Origin of the sequence: Kribbella sp. NPDC048915 (assembly GCF_040649595.1) — a bacterium.
GTDB lineage: Bacteria > Actinomycetota > Actinomycetes > Propionibacteriales > Kribbellaceae > Kribbella.
Genome location: NZ_JBEZFT010000043.1, coordinates 39,440 through 56,049 on the forward strand (window position 1 = coordinate 39,440; position 16,610 = coordinate 56,049).

Annotated in this window: 17 protein-coding genes; 5 read left to right on the plus strand and 12 right to left on the minus strand. The window is 69.3% G+C overall.

The features are described from left to right. Positions 1–500: 500 nt before the first annotated feature. From AB0B82_RS21670 to AB0B82_RS21680, 3 genes are all read left to right on the plus strand, one after another. Positions 501–1,550: an LLM class flavin-dependent oxidoreductase gene (locus AB0B82_RS21670; RefSeq protein WP_360171201.1), complete on the plus strand. Its 1,050-nt coding sequence runs from the start codon at positions 501–503 to the stop codon at positions 1,548–1,550. A 108-nt stretch (positions 1,551–1,658) separates the two neighbouring features. After that, complete coding sequence (locus tag AB0B82_RS21675; protein WP_360171204.1) at positions 1,659–2,531, plus strand: peptidoglycan recognition family protein; 873 nt, start codon at positions 1,659–1,661, stop codon at positions 2,529–2,531. A 54-nt stretch (positions 2,532–2,585) separates the two neighbouring features. Continuing rightward, positions 2,586–2,891: a pyrophosphatase gene (locus AB0B82_RS21680; RefSeq protein WP_360171207.1), complete on the plus strand. Its 306-nt coding sequence runs from the start codon at positions 2,586–2,588 to the stop codon at positions 2,889–2,891. Here the strand turns inward: AB0B82_RS21680 and AB0B82_RS21685 are convergent. From AB0B82_RS21685 to AB0B82_RS21710, 6 genes are all read right to left on the minus strand, one after another. After that, the gene (locus tag AB0B82_RS21685) at positions 2,879–3,445 is read right to left on the minus strand and encodes a hypothetical protein (RefSeq protein ID WP_360171210.1); all 567 of its coding nucleotides are present in this window, start codon (positions 3,443–3,445) and stop codon (positions 2,879–2,881) included. The two genes, AB0B82_RS21680 and AB0B82_RS21685, sit on opposite strands and share 13 nt — an antisense overlap. Next, complete coding sequence (locus AB0B82_RS21690; protein WP_360171213.1) at positions 3,442–3,744, minus strand: hypothetical protein; 303 nt, start codon at positions 3,742–3,744, stop codon at positions 3,442–3,444. Before AB0B82_RS21690 ends, AB0B82_RS21685 begins: the two co-directional genes overlap by 4 nt. Continuing rightward, on the minus strand, positions 3,741–4,082 hold the full coding sequence (locus AB0B82_RS21695; protein ID WP_360171216.1) for a PadR family transcriptional regulator: 342 nt from the start codon (positions 4,080–4,082) through the stop codon (positions 3,741–3,743). The genes AB0B82_RS21690 and AB0B82_RS21695 overlap by 4 nt, the downstream gene beginning before the upstream one ends. A gap of 71 nt (positions 4,083–4,153) precedes the next feature. Continuing rightward, positions 4,154–5,755 (minus strand): DUF6297 family protein, encoded by a 1,602-nt coding sequence (locus AB0B82_RS21700; protein ID WP_360171219.1) that lies wholly within the window; start codon positions 5,753–5,755, stop codon positions 4,154–4,156. After that, positions 5,752–6,396: a heme ABC exporter ATP-binding protein CcmA gene (gene ccmA / locus AB0B82_RS21705; protein WP_360171222.1), complete on the minus strand. Its 645-nt coding sequence runs from the start codon at positions 6,394–6,396 to the stop codon at positions 5,752–5,754. Before ccmA ends, AB0B82_RS21700 begins: the two co-directional genes overlap by 4 nt. A 13-nt stretch (positions 6,397–6,409) precedes the next feature. Further along, positions 6,410–7,045: a class I SAM-dependent methyltransferase gene (locus AB0B82_RS21710; RefSeq protein WP_360171225.1), complete on the minus strand. Its 636-nt coding sequence runs from the start codon at positions 7,043–7,045 to the stop codon at positions 6,410–6,412. Between the two features lie 109 nt (positions 7,046–7,154). On the opposite strand from AB0B82_RS21710, the gene AB0B82_RS21715 reads away from it, so the two are divergent. After that, on the plus strand, positions 7,155–8,135 hold the full coding sequence (locus tag AB0B82_RS21715) for a carbohydrate kinase family protein (protein ID WP_360171228.1): 981 nt from the start codon (positions 7,155–7,157) through the stop codon (positions 8,133–8,135). Positions 8,136–8,278: 143 nt separating this feature from the next. Here the strand turns inward: AB0B82_RS21715 and AB0B82_RS21720 are convergent, their stop codons facing one another. The 4 genes from AB0B82_RS21720 to AB0B82_RS21735 form a co-directional block, all read right to left on the minus strand. Continuing rightward, the gene (locus AB0B82_RS21720; RefSeq protein ID WP_360171231.1) at positions 8,279–8,593 is read right to left on the minus strand and encodes a hypothetical protein; all 315 of its coding nucleotides are present in this window, start codon (positions 8,591–8,593) and stop codon (positions 8,279–8,281) included. 268 nt (positions 8,594–8,861) lie between these two features. After that, positions 8,862–9,548 carry a GntR family transcriptional regulator gene (locus AB0B82_RS21725; RefSeq protein ID WP_360171234.1) on the minus strand — a complete coding sequence of 229 codons (687 nt, stop codon included), beginning with the start codon at positions 9,546–9,548 and terminating at the stop codon, positions 8,862–8,864. A gap of 41 nt (positions 9,549–9,589) precedes the next feature. Next, positions 9,590–10,867 (minus strand): alpha/beta fold hydrolase, encoded by a 1,278-nt coding sequence (locus tag AB0B82_RS21730; RefSeq protein ID WP_360171237.1) that lies wholly within the window; start codon positions 10,865–10,867, stop codon positions 9,590–9,592. Further along, entirely contained in the window at positions 10,864–11,778 is a 915-nt protein-coding gene (locus AB0B82_RS21735) for an ATP-binding cassette domain-containing protein (RefSeq protein ID WP_360171240.1), read from the minus strand. Before AB0B82_RS21735 ends, AB0B82_RS21730 begins: the two co-directional genes overlap by 4 nt. A gap of 180 nt (positions 11,779–11,958) precedes the next feature. On the opposite strand from AB0B82_RS21735, the gene AB0B82_RS21740 reads away from it, so the two are divergent. Further along, positions 11,959–12,528: a hypothetical protein gene (locus AB0B82_RS21740; RefSeq protein ID WP_360171243.1), complete on the plus strand. Its 570-nt coding sequence runs from the start codon at positions 11,959–11,961 to the stop codon at positions 12,526–12,528. On the opposite strand, the gene AB0B82_RS21745 is transcribed toward AB0B82_RS21740, so the two are convergent. Next, positions 12,525–15,041 (minus strand): polynucleotide kinase-phosphatase, encoded by a 2,517-nt coding sequence (locus AB0B82_RS21745; RefSeq protein ID WP_360171246.1) that lies wholly within the window; start codon positions 15,039–15,041, stop codon positions 12,525–12,527. The genes AB0B82_RS21740 and AB0B82_RS21745 overlap by 4 nt on opposite strands. Beyond that, positions 15,041–16,441, minus strand: a complete 1,401-nt coding sequence (locus tag AB0B82_RS21750; protein ID WP_360171249.1) for a 3' terminal RNA ribose 2'-O-methyltransferase Hen1 — start codon at positions 16,439–16,441, stop codon at positions 15,041–15,043. Before AB0B82_RS21750 ends, AB0B82_RS21745 begins: the two co-directional genes overlap by 1 nt. Between the last annotated feature and the right edge of the window lie 169 nt (positions 16,442–16,610).

The following is a 16,610-nucleotide window of genomic DNA, read 5'->3' on the forward strand; positions in this document are numbered from 1 at the left end:
ACACCACTGGGTGACGTTGCACAGGCCGCGTGGACCTTCCACACGCAATACCGCGTGGAGGGTCACCGTACGGTGTGGACGGTCCCGCTGAAGCGTGGAGGGACGCCGTGCGGCGTGGACGGTCGCCGTACGGTGTGGACGGTCCCGCTGAAGTGTGGAGGGACGCCGTGCGGCGTGGACGGTCGCCGTACGGCGTGGGCGGTCACGGCGGGGTGTCGATGGTGGCCGCGTCGTGTGGGTGGCGACCGGATGGCGTGACGCTCCACCCCTGGCGGCCCCGGTCCACACCGTTGGCTGACGTTGCACAAACCGGGCGGACCTTCCACAGGCAATACCGTATGGAAGGTCCCGATGGACTGTGGAGGGTCGCGGTGGGGTGTGGACGGTTGCGGTGGGAGGTCAGGGGTCGGCGGAGCGGGGGTCGGGGTCTGTCCGGTTGACGTCGCCCAGCCCGCGAGACATTTAATGTCTACTAAATAAATCTACTTAGACTACTTTGTATGACTTTTCTCTGGTACATCCCGAACCAGGTCGACCCCGGGCATCGAGGGGACGACACCGTCCAGGGACACAACAGCATCGAGCGGCTCACCGACCTGGCGCGGGTCGCCGAGGAGCACGGGTGGGGCGGGGCGCTGATCGGGACCGGGTGGGGCCGGCCCGACACGTTCACGGTGGCGACCGCACTGGCGGCGCGGACGACGACGTTCCAGCCGTTGGCCGCGATTCGGCCGGGGTACTGGCAGCCGGCGCACTTCGCGTCCGCGGCGAGCACGCTCGATCAGCTCAGCGGCGGGCGGCTGCTGATCAACATCGTTTCCGGCCAGGACAACCTCGCGGCGTACGGTGACAGCGAGGGCGATCAGCCGCAGCGCTACGCCCGTACGAAGGAGTTTCTCCAACTGGTACGGCGGCTGTGGACCGAGGAGGACGTGACGTTCTCCGGCGAGTACTTCTCGGTGACGAACTCCACGGTCGCGACGCGCCCCGTCGTACGGGAGGGGCGACCGCATCCGAAGCTGTACTTCGGGGGCGCGTCGGACGCGGCGCAACGCGTGGCGGCGACGGATGCCGACGTACAACTCTTCTGGGGTGAGCCGCTCGACGGGATCGCGGCGCGCATCGCCCGGCTGCGCGAACTGGAGAACGAGCTCGTCCGGGAGCACGCGCCACTCGAATTCGGGCTGCGGATCACCACGCTCGTGCGCGACACCACCGAGCAGGCCTGGGCCGACGCCGAGGCGAAGGTCGCGAAGATGGCCGAGAAATCGGGGACGCGGGACGGTCGCTGGTTCAAGGCGGTCGGACAGCAGCGACTCCTGGAGCTGACCGAACGCGGCGAAGTCCTCGACGACAACCTCTACACCGCGCCCGGGAAGTACGGCGGTGGCGGGGCCGGCACCACCTGGCTGGTCGGATCCGCCGACGACGTCGCGAAGTCGCTGCGGCGCTACCGCGATCTCGGCATCACCCACTTCATCCTGTCCGACACGCCGTACCGCGAAGAAACCATCCGGATCGGCAACCAACTGCTCCCGTTGCTCTCCTGACCTGATTGGATGAGGCGGTCGCTTGACGTGCGCATGCCGATTGTGATCGGTTGATTACCGAGCGCCAGCTGTGGGTATGTGGCGTGGTGAGGCATGTGAGGAGCACTGATGGTCGAATACCTGCCCCGGTCCGCGTGGAACGCGCGACCGCCCAACGGCGGACCGGGGAACCTGACCGTGTCGCGCGTCGAGGGCGCCGTCATCCACTGGCCGGGCACCGGGTCGACGAACCCGATCCATTCCAAGGCAGCAGTCGCCTCCGCACTGCGCGGCTGGCAGAACTACCACATGGACGACCGCGGCTGGTCGGACATCGCGTACCAGGTCGCGGTCGACCAGGCCGGACGGGCCTGGACGTTGCGCGGGCTACGCACCCAATCCGGTGCTAACGGCAACAATGATCTGAACGAACGGTACGGCGCAGTGCTGCTGATCCTGGTCACCGGGGAGCAGCCGTCGGCCGCGATGAAGGCGACCACCCGCGCGGTAATCGCCGATTTCCGCAAGCTCTACCCGCGCGGTACGGCGATCCGGCCGCATTCCGCGGTCCGCCCGGACGGGACCGACTGCCCCGGCCCCGCTGCCCGTGCCGCACTCGCCCGCGGCGAATTCACCCCCGGCCACTCGGAGGACGACGAGATGACCCCCGCCCAGATGCAGGAACTGAAGAACTTCATCGAGGCTCGCACCCAGGCCTACGCGCTGTGGACGCACCGGCAGTTGCGCAAGGATCTGTCCGCGGTGGTGAAGGCGTACGCGCTCGACATCAAGAACTTCGAGCGGCAGACCGACGCCGCCGACGCGGCCCGGGCGGCCGCCGCGGTCTGGGCGACCGCCCCGAAGAGCCTGCAGACCGACGGCGCGCCCACCCAGGCGGAGCCGGCCACGCCGGATCCGGGCGCCGAGCCCGAGCTGGCTCTCCCGGACCTCGAACCGTTCCCGGCGGTCCCGGCCGACGAAGCAACCGACGCGCCCCAGTGATCGGTCCCAGGCCCCCACTCGGCTTTTGTCGGTGGGGTCTGGTTGAGTGTCGAGGTGGATCTCGAAGAGCTGTCGGAGCGGTTGGAGAAAATCTCGGTCCGGTACGGCGAACGCCTCGGCTTCGAGCGTGACGCCGACTGGTTCCTGCTCAAACTCCAGGAAGAGGTCGGCGAACTGACCCAGGCCTACCTCCAGCACACCGGGCGCGCCCGCAGCAAGGGGGCGACCCCCGACGACATCCGTGACACGCTCCACCAGGAGTTCGCCGACGTCCTCTGCCAGCTCCTCCTGCTCGCTCGCCACCATGACGTCGATCTCCCCCGCGAGGTCGAGCGGAAGTGGCTGGTTCACGAGTCCTGAGCGCCGCGCCCCGGCTCGGCGTTCTTGAACAGCAGGCCGAGGACGACGAGCGGTACGACCACGATCAAGGGCCAGACCACCAGGCTCAGCGGGTCCGGAAGACTCACATCGACGCGCCGCGAGACCTCGACGAGCACGAACACGGACACGAAGCCGAATGGCCACACGAGTGTGGCCAGCCATTTCTCGGTGCGTGTCCACCGGTCCGACGTCCAGAGCAGCACCGCGCCGAGGACCCAGCCGACGACCGCGATGAACCCGCCGAGCGGCAGCAGCGCGAGCGCCAGCACCTCACGGCCGCGGAAGGTCGGCACCTCGACCAGGACGAGCCCGTCCGTGGACGCCGACACCAACTCGTCCGGATCGCCCAGCTTCTGCAGCATCCGCCGGACGTCGTCCTCCGAGGTCGCGCCGGCCGCGCGCGCCTCGGCGATGTGCGACGTCACGTCCGCGATCAGATCGGCACGCCGCGCTTCCGGCAACGGCTCGGCGGCCTTCGTCAGGTTCGCCAGATAGGCGTCGACGAGCCGGTCGCCGTCCTGGCGCACGTTCACGCCCGCGCCTCCTTGTACAGCGCGACGAGAACCGCCAGCTCGATCACCGTGCCGATCAGCACGCCCAGCCACACCGGCGGCTGGAAGAACTCGGCACCGACAATCGCGAGGTAGCCGATCGGCCACGCGAGGGTGCCGGCGATCTTCCAGGTCACGGTCCAGCGGTTCGACGTCCACAGCAACCAGACGCCGACCAGCCACCCGACGATCAGCAGGAACGGGCCGAACAGCAGCAACACCAACGCGCCCCAGTCCCACGGCCGCAGCCGCGGTTCCGCCTTCAGTGCTTCTTCGCTCATTCCTGTCTCCCACTCTGCAGGATCTTGTCGACCGACGTACAGAACCGGCGCCAGTCCGCAGTGAACTCGGCCAGCGCCCGGCTCCCCTCGGCCGTCGATGTGTAGTACCGCCGAGGCGGGCCGGACTCGGACTCCTGCCAACTCGTCTCCACCAGCCCCTCGCGCCGCAGTCGCGCGAGCAGCGGGTAAATCGTCCCCTCGGTGGTGACGAGTCCGTCGACCTCACCGAGCGCCTTGACCAACTCGAAACCGTAACGGGGCTCTCCCTGCAACAGCGCCAGGACGCAGAACTCCAAGGTCCCGCGACGCAGCTGCGTGAAGACCTTCTCCGCTACCATGCGACACAAGGTACCTGTTCGTACCGAGAACCAGCAAGGATGCTTGCCGCGTCAGCCAGTCGGCCGGTCGATCAGTCCGTCTTCGGCCGGACGGAGAACATCAGCGCCAGCACGAGCGACGGGATCACCACCGTCAACAGGTCGCTGAGGTTGAGCAGAACGGGCGCCAGACAGAGGACCAGCAGGTCGAACCCACGGGCCGGCTGCGAGAACAGGCCCGGCGGGATCGCGCCCATCGGCGACGTCACCAGCGGACCGGCGTACGACGGCGGTCGCGCCGACGCGTGCCGTACCGCGCCCGCGATGATGCCGGCGGCAACCGCATAGGTGTCCGCAGCGCTGCCGATCGCCGGCAACACCGCCGCCGCCCACAGGAGGGTGAACAGGCCCGGCACGACTGCCATCACCACGCGCAGCTCGCGCAGATCCCAGCCCAGCGCACGCACCAGCCCGGTCGAGCGGCACGCACTGCGCAGTCCGTCGAGCATCGGACGGACGGCGATGAAGCCCGCGATCGCCGCCGCGATCGGAACCAGGACGTGAAAACCGGCGGCGTGCATGGCGTACGGCACGACGACGAGCGCTGCCGCAACCGCAAGCCGCCGCGGCCACCGCAGGATTCGCCGGAACTCCCGGTGCACGATCGCCGCGCCCTGGGCCCCGCGGCCGCGCCGCGACCGGACCCGGCCCTTGAGGCGCCAGTGTCGACTCGCGATCACGTCCCCGAGCATGCTGATGTCCAAACTGCTCGCCGCGCCGGCCAGCCCGGCCAGCAGTTCCCCACCCGCCACCACACTCACCCGCCCCAACCGATCCAGCCGCCGCGAGGTCCGCACTGCCAGTACGACAGCGCCGACGACGAGAGCCACGGCGAGTGCGACGACGGCAAGCTGTGTGGAGCTCGGACCGTCGGCTGCGCCCGCCTCCCCGAGGGCCAGGACGACGCCGTCGCCGTTGACACGGTGATTGTCGGCCCCGGAGAAGGTCGAACTGCTGATGATCGTGGTGGTCATGGTCGACCTGGGCTGCTGGACAGCGAGCTGTACCGCCGGTATCACGGCCACCGCCAGCAAGCCATCAGCGATCCGCAGTGTCCACCGCGAACGGACCGTCGACTGCTGGGCCCACACCGTGGCGACCGCCATGCACACCAGCGCCGCGCCGATCAGCGCACCCGCGAGGACCACCTCGTACAGTGGCGCGCCGAGCAGTGCCCATCCCACCGCACCGATGAGCGCTCCGGTGACAACCGCTCCCCCGATCACGAACCGGTATGTCGGGCGCAAGAGCGCAGCCCGGTCGACCGGTGTTCCCAGCAACCAGAAACCGGTCGCGCGCGTCGCGGACACCGGGCCGACCGCCAGTAGCACCCGCAGGGTGATTGCCAACAGCAACGGCAAGGCGATCCACGGCGTCGAGCCGATGAGCCGGCCGCAACTGAGCCCGGTGCAGCCGGCAGCGCCGGCGTTCAGCTGCCGGACGACGTTGCCGCCGGTGGCGGCGACCATGGCGATCGTGAACAGAACCAGGTAGGCGCTCTCGAAGATCTCCCAGAACGACCGGTCCGCGTGCCGGCGCCGGGTGGTGCGCATCCATTGCCGCAGGGACCGCGATGACGGGATCGCGCCGAAGTCCGCCGGATCGAACCGCACCGGCTCGTCGGCTGCGCTCATGGCAGCGGGGTGAGCGTGACGACGGAGTCCGCGACCGTTTCGACCAGGTCCGGGTCGTGGCTGGCGAAGAGGATCGCCGTACCGGCCTTCTTCTCCTCGAGCAGCCGATCGGACAGCCACTGCACGCCGTCGGTGTCGAGGCGCGCCTCGGGTTCGTCGAGGACCATCAACTTGCGCGGCCGGACCAGCGCCGTGGCCAGCGCGAGCCGGCGGCGTTGCCCGGACGACAGCGACCCGGGCAGCTGATCGGCGGCCGGCAGCAGGCCGATGTCGTGCAGCGTCGTGTCCACCAGATCTTCCGGGGCGGGATTGCCGTGCGCGCGGGCCAGCAGGTCGAGGTGCTCGGCCGCGGTCAGGTCCGGGAAGAAGTCCAGGTCGTCGAGCAGCGTGGCGACGTCCCGCCGGACCGCCTCGGCGCGCTCGTCGATCGGCTGCCCGTCGAGCAGGATCTTCCCGGCCGCCGGCTCGGCCGCGCCGACGATGCACTTCAGCACCGTGGTCTTACCGGCGCCGTTCGGGCCGACCAGCGCCACTGCCTGGCCGGCCGCGAGCGTGAACGTGAGGCCCTCGATCACCGGACGGTCGCCGTACTTGTGTTGCAGCTGCGTCACCGCGAGCCGAGGTGCGGCCTTTGTGGCCATGGAGTGCTGGTCCTCACTTCTTCCGGATCAGGGTCAGCCCGTCGCCGATCCCGAGCATGATCACGTCGACGCGCTCGTCCCGCGCGACGTGCGCGTTGAACTCCTTGCGGTCCGCCGGCCCGTCCGCGTCCACCACGCGGCCGCCGGCCAACGTGTTGTCGAACAGCAGCAACCCGTTCGGGCGGATCAGCGGCAGGACGGTCTCGAAGTACTGGATGTACCAGTCCTTGTCGGCGTCGACGAACGCCAGGTCGAACGCGCCGTCCAGCTTGGTCACCGACTCGTGCGCGTCGCCGATCCGCAGGTCGATCTTGTCCGCGACGCCGGCCCGCTCCCAGTACCGGCGGCCGATCGACGTCCACTCGTCGCTCACGTCCAGGCAGATCAGCTCGCCGTCGTCCGGCAGTCCGCGAGAGATGGCCAGCGCGGAGAACCCGGTGAAGGTCCCGATCTCCACGGCGCGGCGGGCGCCGATCAGCCGGGTCAGCATGGTCAGCAGACCGGCCTGATCGGCGGTGGTGAGCATCCGGGCCGGGCCGCCGAGCTTCTCGGTCTCGGCCCGCAACTCGGTGGCGATCTCGTCCAGCGGCATGCCGTGGGCGAGCATGTACTCGTGCAGTTCCTCGGTCACCGGTACCTGATGGCCCATGGAAATCCGCCCCTCTGTGTATTAGATCGGTCGCCTGTAGTCTCTATGGGTTGTCCGTTGGCAGTTCACCCACCCCACCGCAGTGCTGAATTCCTAGGGAGCACCCCGTATGCGCATCGCCGTCGCCGGCTCGATCGCGACCGACATCCTGATGACGTTCCCGGGCCGGTTCAAGGACCAATTCCTCGAGGAACAAATGCACAAGGTCTCGCTGTCGTTCCTCGTCGACGAGCTGGTCGTGCACCGCGGCGGCGTCGGCGCGAACATCTGCTACGGCATGGCGCAGCTCGGCTTCCCGTCGCTGCTGGTCGGGTCGGTGGGCGCCGACTTCGCCGAGTACGGCGCGGCGCTGACGGCCGCCGGTGTCGACATCTCCCACGTCCGTGTTTGTGCGAACGTCCACACCGCCCGCTTCACCTGTACGACGGACCTGGACGCGAACCAGATCGCCTCGTTCTACACCGGCGCGATGGCCGAGGCCCGCGAGCTCGACCTCGGCGCGATCCACCAGGCCGCGGGTGGCGTCGACCTGGTGCTGATCGGCGCCGACGACCCGGACGCGATGCTCAAGCACACCCAGCTCGCGAAGCGGCACGGGATCGCGATCGCGGCCGACCCGTCACAGCAGATGGCGCGGATGGACGGCGAGTCGATCCGGACCCTGCTCGACGGCGCGACGTACCTGTTCAGCAACGAGTACGAGTCCGGGCTGATGGTGCAGAAGACCGGCTGGAGCCACGCTGAGATCCTGGACCGGGTCGGTGTCCGGGTCACCACGCACGGCGGCGACGGCGTCGTGATCGAGGACGCCGGCGGCATCCTCGCGAAGGTGCCCGCGGTGCCCGCGCCGAACCTGGTCGACCCGACCGGCGGCGGCGACGCGTTCCGCGCCGGCTACCTCACCGGCCGTGCCTCGGGCCTGGACCACGAGGCGTCCGCCCAGCTCGGCTGCACGCTGGCGACCACCGTCCTGGAGACGGTCGGCACCCAGGAGTACACGCTCGACCACCCAGCGTTCCTCGATCGGCTTACCAGCGCGTACGGCAACGAGGCCGCCGCGACCGCGAAGCAGGCCCTCAAGTCACTGTGATCAAACGGCGCACGACACTGGAGGACTCTGCCCGCGATACGCAGAAACCCTCCAAAGATCCACACCCGGCGGGCCCCGACAACACCTGCTCCCGCAGAACCCGACCTCCCCACATCAGTCAGCAGACCCGATCAAAACACTGATCAGGCCGCTCGGACGCGGTCGATGGTGAAGGTGGCCTGCCTGCTGTTCGCCAGGCCGACCCGGATCCGGTAGCCACCGATGGTCGCGGACTTCTTCGGTCCGAGGGTCACCCGCTTCGAGCCCACGGAGAACGTGATCGACGATCGGTTCCGCTGGTACCCGACCATCGGCCCGCCGTTGCAGCTGAAGCCGTAGTCGGACATGAAGATGTTCCGGCCGGAGAAGTTGAACGCCCCGTCCTTGAACGCCCCGGTGCAGTCCGCAGCCGGCGCCGTCGGCTTCGGCTTGGGACTGGGGATGGGCGTGGGCGTCACACTCGGGGCCACAGACGGGACAACCGACGGGCTTACTGACGGGCTTACTGACGGGCTTACGGACGGGGTCGCCTGGCGGGTCGGCGTACCGGCGGATGGTGTCTCCCCGGCACCGGGGTCCGTACCGCCGCAGCCTGCCAGCACGACTGCCGCCACCACCACGCCTGACCATCGCAGAACACCCATGCCGACCAGCCTGCCGACGCCGGAGCCGCCGCGGGGCCGGGTGTCCGGAAGCTGTCAGTCAGCGTCAGCTGGGTCAGCTGCGTCAGGTCTCCTGGGAGCGCGCCCACAGACCCCGGACATGCCCGATGTGCCGGCGCATCAGCTGCTCGGCGCCCTTGGCGTCGCCGGCCTCCACGAGGTCGAGCAGTTCGTGGTGCTCGGTGGCGGACGGCACCAGCCGACCGCTCTCGACCAGCGGGGTCAGCCCGAGCAGCCGGGTTTGTGAGCGCAGGTCCGACACCACGTCGACGAGCTTGGAGTTGCCGGAGTACGCGAGCAGCGTGACGTGGAAGACCCGGTCCGCCTCGATGTACGCGATCAGATCGCCCGCCTCCGCCGCGACCACGATGTCCTCGGCCAGCTGCCGCAGCCGCGGGTGGTCGGCCGCCGGGATCACCGGGGCGACGGCGCGGATCGTCGGTGGCTCGATCAGCTGGCGCAGCGCCGCCAGGTTGTCGAGGTCCTCGTCGGACACCTCGGTGACCTTGAAGCCTTTGTTCCGCAGCGAGATCACCAGGCCCTCGCGGACCAGGTCCAGCATCGCCTCGCGGACCGGGGTCGCGGAAACCCCGAAGCGGGCACCGAGCATCGGCGCCGAGTACACCTCCCCCGGCTTGAGTTCGCCCGAGATCACCGCGGCCCGAAGCGCGTTGGCGACGCTGTCGCGCAGGTTCTCGCGCTGCGCCAGCCGCCGTACGCTCGGCAGCGGCCCGATCGAATCGGCAGCCATGGTTCACCTCCTGGGTCGCCGCCTATTGTGAACGACAATCGTCACGCGTCGCGGACGCCACCCCCGATCGCGTCGACCAGTTCGGTGAGGCGCTCGAAGACCCGCTGCGCCCCGATCCCGTCGTGCTCGTACTCGTTCGTCACCCAGGCCTGCACGTTGCCGACGCGGCGCGCGGTGTCGAGCTGCAACCCGGAGTCGACGTACATGTCGTCGAAGTACACCGCGGCGGCCACGGGTACGTCGTTCGCGGCGAGCCGCTGCAGGTCGTACAGCTCCGGCCAGTGCGACCGCTGCGCGAGCACCTCGACGGCGCCCTGGAACGGCCGCAGCCCGCGGATCTCGGCGAACATCCAGGGGTACATCATCTCGCCGGTGAACAGCAGCGGCCGGGCGTCCTCGGCGAACTCGGGATGCCGCGCCCGCTCCGCCTCGGCCGCCCACGCGGTCGCGCCGTCGCCGGAGCCGTAGATGCTCTCCTGCAGCGCCGCGAACAGCGGGTTCCCGAGGTACGCCGAGAGCCCGAGCACCTGCGCGCGGAAGGTGTCGGACAGCTCGTTCCCGTCGAAGGCCTCGTCGATCAGCCAATGGATCCGCTCGTACCCCGGCTTCATTCCGAAGTCGATCCCGAGCGACTGGAACCGGCGTACCGTCAACCGGTCCCCGTCCGGCAGCCGTACGTCGGACTCGGCCAGCACGTCCGCGATCCGGCCGACCCGCTCCACGTTGTGCGGGTACCGCCGGTAGAACTCACGGTTCTTGGCCGCGACCCGCGGATAGGTCCGCCGGTACACCTCGGCCGCCGATGGGTCGATCGAAGCAAGCCCGCCGGTCACGTAGCAGGCGGTGAGCGCCTCGGGCGCCTTCGACAGGTACGTGAGGGTGAGGAAGCCGCCGTAGCTCTGCCCGAGCGTCGACCACCGCTTCCCGCCGAAGACCGTCTTCCGCAGGTGCTCCGCGTCCGCGACGATCGAGTCCGCCCGGAAGCACGCCAGGTAGTCGGCGCCTGCCTCGGCCGACATCGCCGCCATCCGCCGCCCGGTCACGGGCGTACTACGGCCCGTACCGCGCTGGTCCATCAGCACGACGCGGTACTTCTTCAGCGCCTGCCCGATCCAGCCGTCCGGTCCGGTCGGCCGCGGCCCCTTCCCGCCCGGCCCGCCCTGCAGGAACACCAGGCAGGGCAAGTCCTCGTCCTTGCGCGTCGGGTCGACGAGTTCCCGGGCGAACACCTGGATCGTCTCACCCGGCGCGTTCCAGTCCAGCGGCACCTCGACGGTGTGCTCACGGACGTGCATGCCAGGGATGGTGTAGCTCGTCATCGGCCCTCTTTCAGTCGGCGTCGTGCGTCCCACTCGGGATTGATCCGCGGTACGGCTGCCAGCAATGTCTTGGTGTACTCATGGCGGGGATTGCCGAACACCTGGTCGCGTGTCCCCACCTCGACGATTCTGCCTCGGTTCATCACCGCGACCCGCTGCGAGATCTGCCGGACGACGGCCAGGTCGTGGGCGATGAAGATGTAGCTGAACCCGCTCTCGCGCTGCAGCCGGCTCAGCAGCTCCAGCACCTGGGCCTGGATCGACACGTCGAGCGCGGACACCGCCTCGTCGCAGATCACCAGCTTCGGGTTCACCGCGAGCGCCCGCGCGATCCCGATCCGCTGCGCCTGACCACCGGAGAACTGCGCCGGATACCGGCAGTATTGGTCCGGGTTCAGCCCGACCCGCTCCATCAGTTCCTGCGTGAACGCCCGCCGGCCGCCCTTGGGGCTGATGCCCTGGTAGGTCAGCGGTGCAGTGACGATCCGCTCGACGGTGTACCGCGGGTTCAGCGACGAGAACGGGTCCTGGAACACGACCTGCACGTTGTTCCGGAACGCCGCGAGCTCCTTGCCGCGCGCCCGCGTCACATCGTGTCCGTCGAACAGCACCGTACCGGCGGTCGGCTCGAGCAGCCGCGCCGCGATCCGCGCGGTCGTCGACTTGCCGCTGCCCGACTCGCCGACGATCGCCAGCGTCTCACCGAGTGCGACCTCGAAGCTGACGTCGTCGACCGCGGTGAACGTGGTCCGGCGCGCCTTGACTCCTTCGCCGCGGGTGACGTTCCCGGCCTTGCGCAGCTCGGCGATCGCGTGCGGGATCGTGGCCCGTCGGTTCCGCTCCTGCCACTGGCGCAACAGCCCGCCGGTCACCTGCACCGACGGACTCTCCAGCTTTGTACGGTGTGACATTGCACAGACCTTAAGTGCAATGTCACACCTTGCCAAGTGGTAACGCCAGACGTTTACACCCCGGAAACGAACCACCCGATCACTCCAACTGGACCTCTGAGGTTGGAGGGTGGTGGGGTGATTACTCCTGTCGCCCTGCGCCACGCCTCGAGGTCACCGGCCGCAGGCAATCTCTTCCGGGTGACAGCTGCCGTCAGCGCACTCAGCATTGCGTTGCTGGTGCTCGCTTGGCAGATCGTGCCGGGGCAGCCGCCGGATTGTATGGATGCGCCGTGCCCGCCGTCGGTGGACCGGCACAGCGGGCCGGTCGAGCCGCTGCACGGGGTCCTGGCGGCGGTGGGGATGGAACTGGTGGTGATCGGGTGGTACCTGATCTACGCCGTCGCCGCCCGGACGCTCGACCTGCGTGCAGTCATGCGCTGGGCACCGGTGACCGTGGCGGTCGTGGTGCTGGCGGTCGCCAGTTTCGGCTGGCTGCTGGAGAACGGCGCCGGCAAGAGCTACGACCCGGCGGAGCTGGGGTTCCTCATCGTGCTCGGCGCGTGGTTACTCGTGCCGCTGCTGCTGTACGTCGTGCACCGCGGCGACCGGACCGGAGCGCTGCTCGTCGCGGCCGGGCTCGCCCCGACCGCGCTCGGCAACGCACTCCTGATCAGGAACGACCCGCTCGGATTCCCGATGGCGATCCCCGCGGTGATGCTGGCAATCGGCGTCGGCACACTCCTGATCGTCCGCCGCCGTACCACTTAAAGCCGCGGGTCGACCGGCTCCGACTCCAGGGCGAGTACGGCGAAGACGCATTCGTGAATGCGCCACAACGGCTCCCCGCGGGCCGCCCGCTCCAGCGCCTCCAGACCGAGCGCGTACTCGCGGAGCGCGAGCGACCGTTTGTGGCCGAGGTTGCGGTCGCGGAGGCGCGTGAAGTTGGCGGGCTCGGTGTAGTCCGGACCGTAGATGAGCCGCAGATACTCCTGCCCGCGCACCTTCAGACCCGGCTGGGCGAGCCCCTTCGCCGTGCGGGTCAGGTTCGCGGCGGGCTTCACGACCATGCCCTCTCCCCCGGCACTCGTGAGCTCCTCCCACCACGCGACACCGGCGTCCCACGTGTCACCGTCGACGTACAGCCTGCGCGTCGGCGTGATCAGCTCCGGGCCGTCGGCCACCATCCGATCGGCGAGCGCCAGGTGCCAAGCGTGCGGTCGATCGTGGTACGTCGCACCTTCCGACGCGAGCACCTGGAACGGCGCGAGCCGGACGCCGGACAGCCCGTCGGTCGGCCAGCAGTACCGCCGGTACGCCGCCGTGAACCGCTCCGCGTTCACCGACCGCCGCTCGACCGACTCCAGCAACGACCCCACCTCGAGCCCTGCGTCCACAGCCGATCGCAGCGCTGCAGTTGCTGCGGGCAACGACGTACGGGCGGCCGCGCCGACGGCGGCGTACTGGTTCCGGAGCAGGTCTTCGGCCTTCGCGCTCCACGGCAGCAGCTCGGCGTCGAGCAGCAGCCAGGACGTGCCGAGCTCGTCGAAGATCCCGGCCCGCTCGGCGACCCCACGCAGTCGGAGCAGCAACTCGTCAGTCAGCGACGGATCGAAGAACGAGCGCCCGGTACGCGTGTGGATCGCGCCTCGGCCGGCCAGGCCGAACCGCTTCTCCGCCACGTCGTCGTCGCGCATCAGCAGCACGACGGCCCGCGAACCCATGTGCTTCTCCTCGCACACCAACTCGGTCACGCCCTGCGCCTGGTACGCCTCGAACGCCTGCCGCGGGTGCTCCAGCAGCCCGGGCTCCGGCGAGGTCGCGACCGGGCTCATCGTCGGCGGCAGGTACAGCAGGAAGTGCGGATCGATCGCGAACCGGCTCATCACCTCGAGCGCCGCACCCGCCTGCTCCGCGCGGACGCTCAACCGCCCGTGCGTCGCCGTCTCGATCACCCGGCGACCGGTCACGTCGGTCAGCTCCAGGACATCGGGTTCGCGCGTCGGTGCGGTTGCTACGTGCAACGGTTTCGCCGGTGCGTAGTACTCACGGGCCGCCCGCACCGACACCAGCTCACGCTCCGGGTAGCGCAACGCGGTCAGCGATCCGCCGAAGACGCAGCCGGTGTCGACGCAGATCGTGTTGTTGATCCACTCCGGCTCAGGGGTCGGCGTGTGACCGTAGACGACGGTCGCGCGGCCGCGGTAGTCGTTGGCCCACGGGTAGCGCACCGGCAGCCCGAACTCGTCGGTCTCCCCCGTCGTCTCGCCGTACAGGCAGAACGAGCGGACGCGCCCCGACGTCCGGCCGTGCATCCGCTCGACCAGGCCGGCGTGCGAGACGACCAGGTTGCCGCCGTCGAACACGTAGTGCGAGATCAGGCTGTCGATGAACGCCTCGACCTCGGCCCGGAACTCCGGCGGCTCCGCGGCGAGCTGCTCAAGCGTGGTCTCCAGGCCGTGGCTGATCCGCACGTTCCGGCCGCGCAGCGCGCGCAGCAGCTTGTCCTCGTGATTGCCCGGCACGCAGTACGCATGGCCTGCTGCGACCATCCCCATCACGAGCCGCAGTACGCCGGGGCTGTCCGGACCGCGGTCGACAAGGTCACCGACGAAGATCGCCCGCCGCTCGGGATGGACGGCGTCGACCGGGCGGCCGGCGTCGTCGCGGACCAGCGTGTACCCGAGGTCGGTCAGCAGCTGCTCGAGCTCGTCGCGGCAGCCGTGGACGTCGCCCACGATGTCGAACGGGCCGGTCCGATCGGTGAGGTCGTTGTAGAGCCGCGTCCGTTCGATGCTGACGGCATCGATCTCCTCGACACTGTTCAGCACGTGGACCGTGCGGAACCCTTCGCGTTTCAGGCTGCGGAGCCCGCGCTTGAGCTGCGACCGCTGCCGCGTGATCACCTTCGACCCGAACTGCCGATCGGCCCGCCGCTCGTTGCGCTCGATGCACACCCGCTCCGGCGGGTCCAGCACGATCGCGACCGGGAGAACGTCGTACTCACGGGCGAGTTGCACCAGCTCCTTGCGGGCCTCCGGTTGCACGTTGGTCGCGTCGATCACGGTCAGCCGACCGGCCGCGAGCCGCTTGCCGGCGATGAAGTGCAGGACCTCGAAGGCGTCCTTGGTCGCGGCCTGGTCGTTCTCGTCGTCGGAGACCAGACCACGGCAGAAGTCGCTCGAGATCACCTCGGTGGGCAGGAAGTGCTTACGCGCGAACGTCGACTTGCCGGAGCCGCTGGCCCCAACGAGCACCACAAGTGCCAGGCTCGGGATCTCCATCAGCCGTTCACCTCCCGCCGGAACAGCGCCAGCTGGGTCGGCGCACCGACCTCGGGATCCACGGTCCCGATCGGACGGAACTCGACCGTGTAACCGTAGGTCGCACCCACGTCCTGCGCCCAGGAACGGAACTCCGCGCGGGTCCACTCGAAGCGGTGGTCGGGGTGCCGGAACCTACCGGCGGGCAGCGACGGGAAACGCACGTTGTACTCGCTGTTCGGTGTAGTGACGACGACCGCGGCCGGACGCGCGGCCCGGAAGACCGAGTTCGCCAGAGCCGGCAGTCGCGGCGGATCGACGTGCTCGACGACCTCCATCAGGACGACCGCGTCCAGACCGGCCAGCCGGTCGTCGGCGTACGTCACCGACGACTGCAGGAACTTCAACCGGTCCCGCTGGCGGTCCGGGAGGTCGTCGTAGTGCAGCCGCCGCTTCGCCGCGATCAGCGCCCGCGCCGACACGTCGGTCGCGACGAGTTCGCCGATCATCGGGTCCTTCAGGAGTTCGCCGACCAACGCACCCTCGCCGCAGCCGATGTCCGCGATCCGGCGTGCGCCGAGCTCCTTCAGCACGGCCGCCACCGTCGTACGGCGCTCCACAGCCAGCGAGACCGAGCCCTCCTCGGGCGACTCCTCGGCCAGCTCCACACCGTCGGATTCGGACAGCCGCTCGAGGGCCGCATCACTCAGGTAGCGGCGGTGCGCCAGGTAGCGGTGCGAGATCACGTCCTTGTCCGGATGCGCTGCCAGCCAGCCCGCGCCGGCGCGGACGAGCTTGTCGACCTCGTCGGTCCCGACCCAGTAGTGCTTCGCGTCGTCCAGGACCGGGAGCAGTACATACAGGTGATTGAGTGCGTCCGCGAGCCGCAGTACGCCGGCCAGCCGCAGGTCGACGTACCGCGAATCGCCCCACGCGGGGATCTCCGGATCGAGCGGCACCGGGCGTGCGTCGACTGTCCAGCCGAGCGGCGCGAACAGGCGTTCGGCGAGGTCGGCGCCGCCGTTGCACGGCAGCGCGGGGATGTGCACGTTGAGCGGGATCGGCCGCGCGGCCAGCTCCGGGCGGGCGTCGCAGCGGCCGTTCATCGCGGTCCGAAACAGCTTTCCGAGCGCGACGGCGAGCAGGCTCGAAGCGGCGTACGGGCGGTCGTTGACGTACTGCCCGAGCGTGAATCCTTCGCCGGCCTTGCCGCGGCCGGCCTTTACCAGGCCGATCGGGTCGATCTCGAGCAGCACGGCCGCCGTACAGCGCTCGTCGGTCGCCTCGGGGTAGAAGACGTGCGCCGAGCCGCCGGTGACGTCGATCGCCTGCGGTCGCGCCGGATTCTTGTGCAACAGGAACCCGAAATCACTCGCGGGCGCGTCCACTCCGGCCAGATCGGTGCCAAGCGTCAGGAACACTGAGGTATTCGATCACGCCCACGGATCAAGACACGCGGGATTGGGTCTGGCGTGTTCGGGCGGTTTGGTTCTAGGGGCCTTACCCCCGGTTCGTGGACACGGGTGGTCGATTACGCCGCTGACGGGAGGGTAGCGGGGTAGAGGGTTTCGTAGGTGTTCGGGGAGTGGT

Coding starts and splice junctions, on each gene's coding strand:
- AB0B82_RS21735 (WP_360171240.1), bottom strand. CDS start 11,778: ATGTCACACCGTACAAAGCTGGAGAGTCCGTCGGTGCAGGTGACCGGC.
- AB0B82_RS21690 (WP_360171213.1), bottom strand. CDS start 3,744: ATGAGCGAAGAAGCACTGAAGGCGGAACCGCGGCTGCGGCCGTGGGAC.
- AB0B82_RS21695 (WP_360171216.1), bottom strand. CDS start 4,082: ATGGTAGCGGAGAAGGTCTTCACGCAGCTGCGTCGCGGGACCTTGGAG.
- AB0B82_RS21670 (WP_360171201.1), top strand. CDS start 501: ATGACTTTTCTCTGGTACATCCCGAACCAGGTCGACCCCGGGCATCGA.
- AB0B82_RS21730 (WP_360171237.1), bottom strand. CDS start 10,867: ATGACGAGCTACACCATCCCTGGCATGCACGTCCGTGAGCACACCGTC.
- AB0B82_RS21745 (WP_360171246.1), bottom strand. CDS start 15,041: ATGGAGATCCCGAGCCTGGCACTTGTGGTGCTCGTTGGGGCCAGCGGC.
- AB0B82_RS21700 (WP_360171219.1), bottom strand. CDS start 5,755: ATGAGCGCAGCCGACGAGCCGGTGCGGTTCGATCCGGCGGACTTCGGC.
- AB0B82_RS21715 (WP_360171228.1), top strand. CDS start 7,155: ATGCGCATCGCCGTCGCCGGCTCGATCGCGACCGACATCCTGATGACG.
- AB0B82_RS21725 (WP_360171234.1), bottom strand. CDS start 9,548: ATGGCTGCCGATTCGATCGGGCCGCTGCCGAGCGTACGGCGGCTGGCG.
- ccmA (WP_360171222.1), bottom strand. CDS start 6,396: ATGGCCACAAAGGCCGCACCTCGGCTCGCGGTGACGCAGCTGCAACAC.
- AB0B82_RS21710 (WP_360171225.1), bottom strand. CDS start 7,045: ATGGGCCATCAGGTACCGGTGACCGAGGAACTGCACGAGTACATGCTC.
- AB0B82_RS21675 (WP_360171204.1), top strand. CDS start 1,659: ATGGTCGAATACCTGCCCCGGTCCGCGTGGAACGCGCGACCGCCCAAC.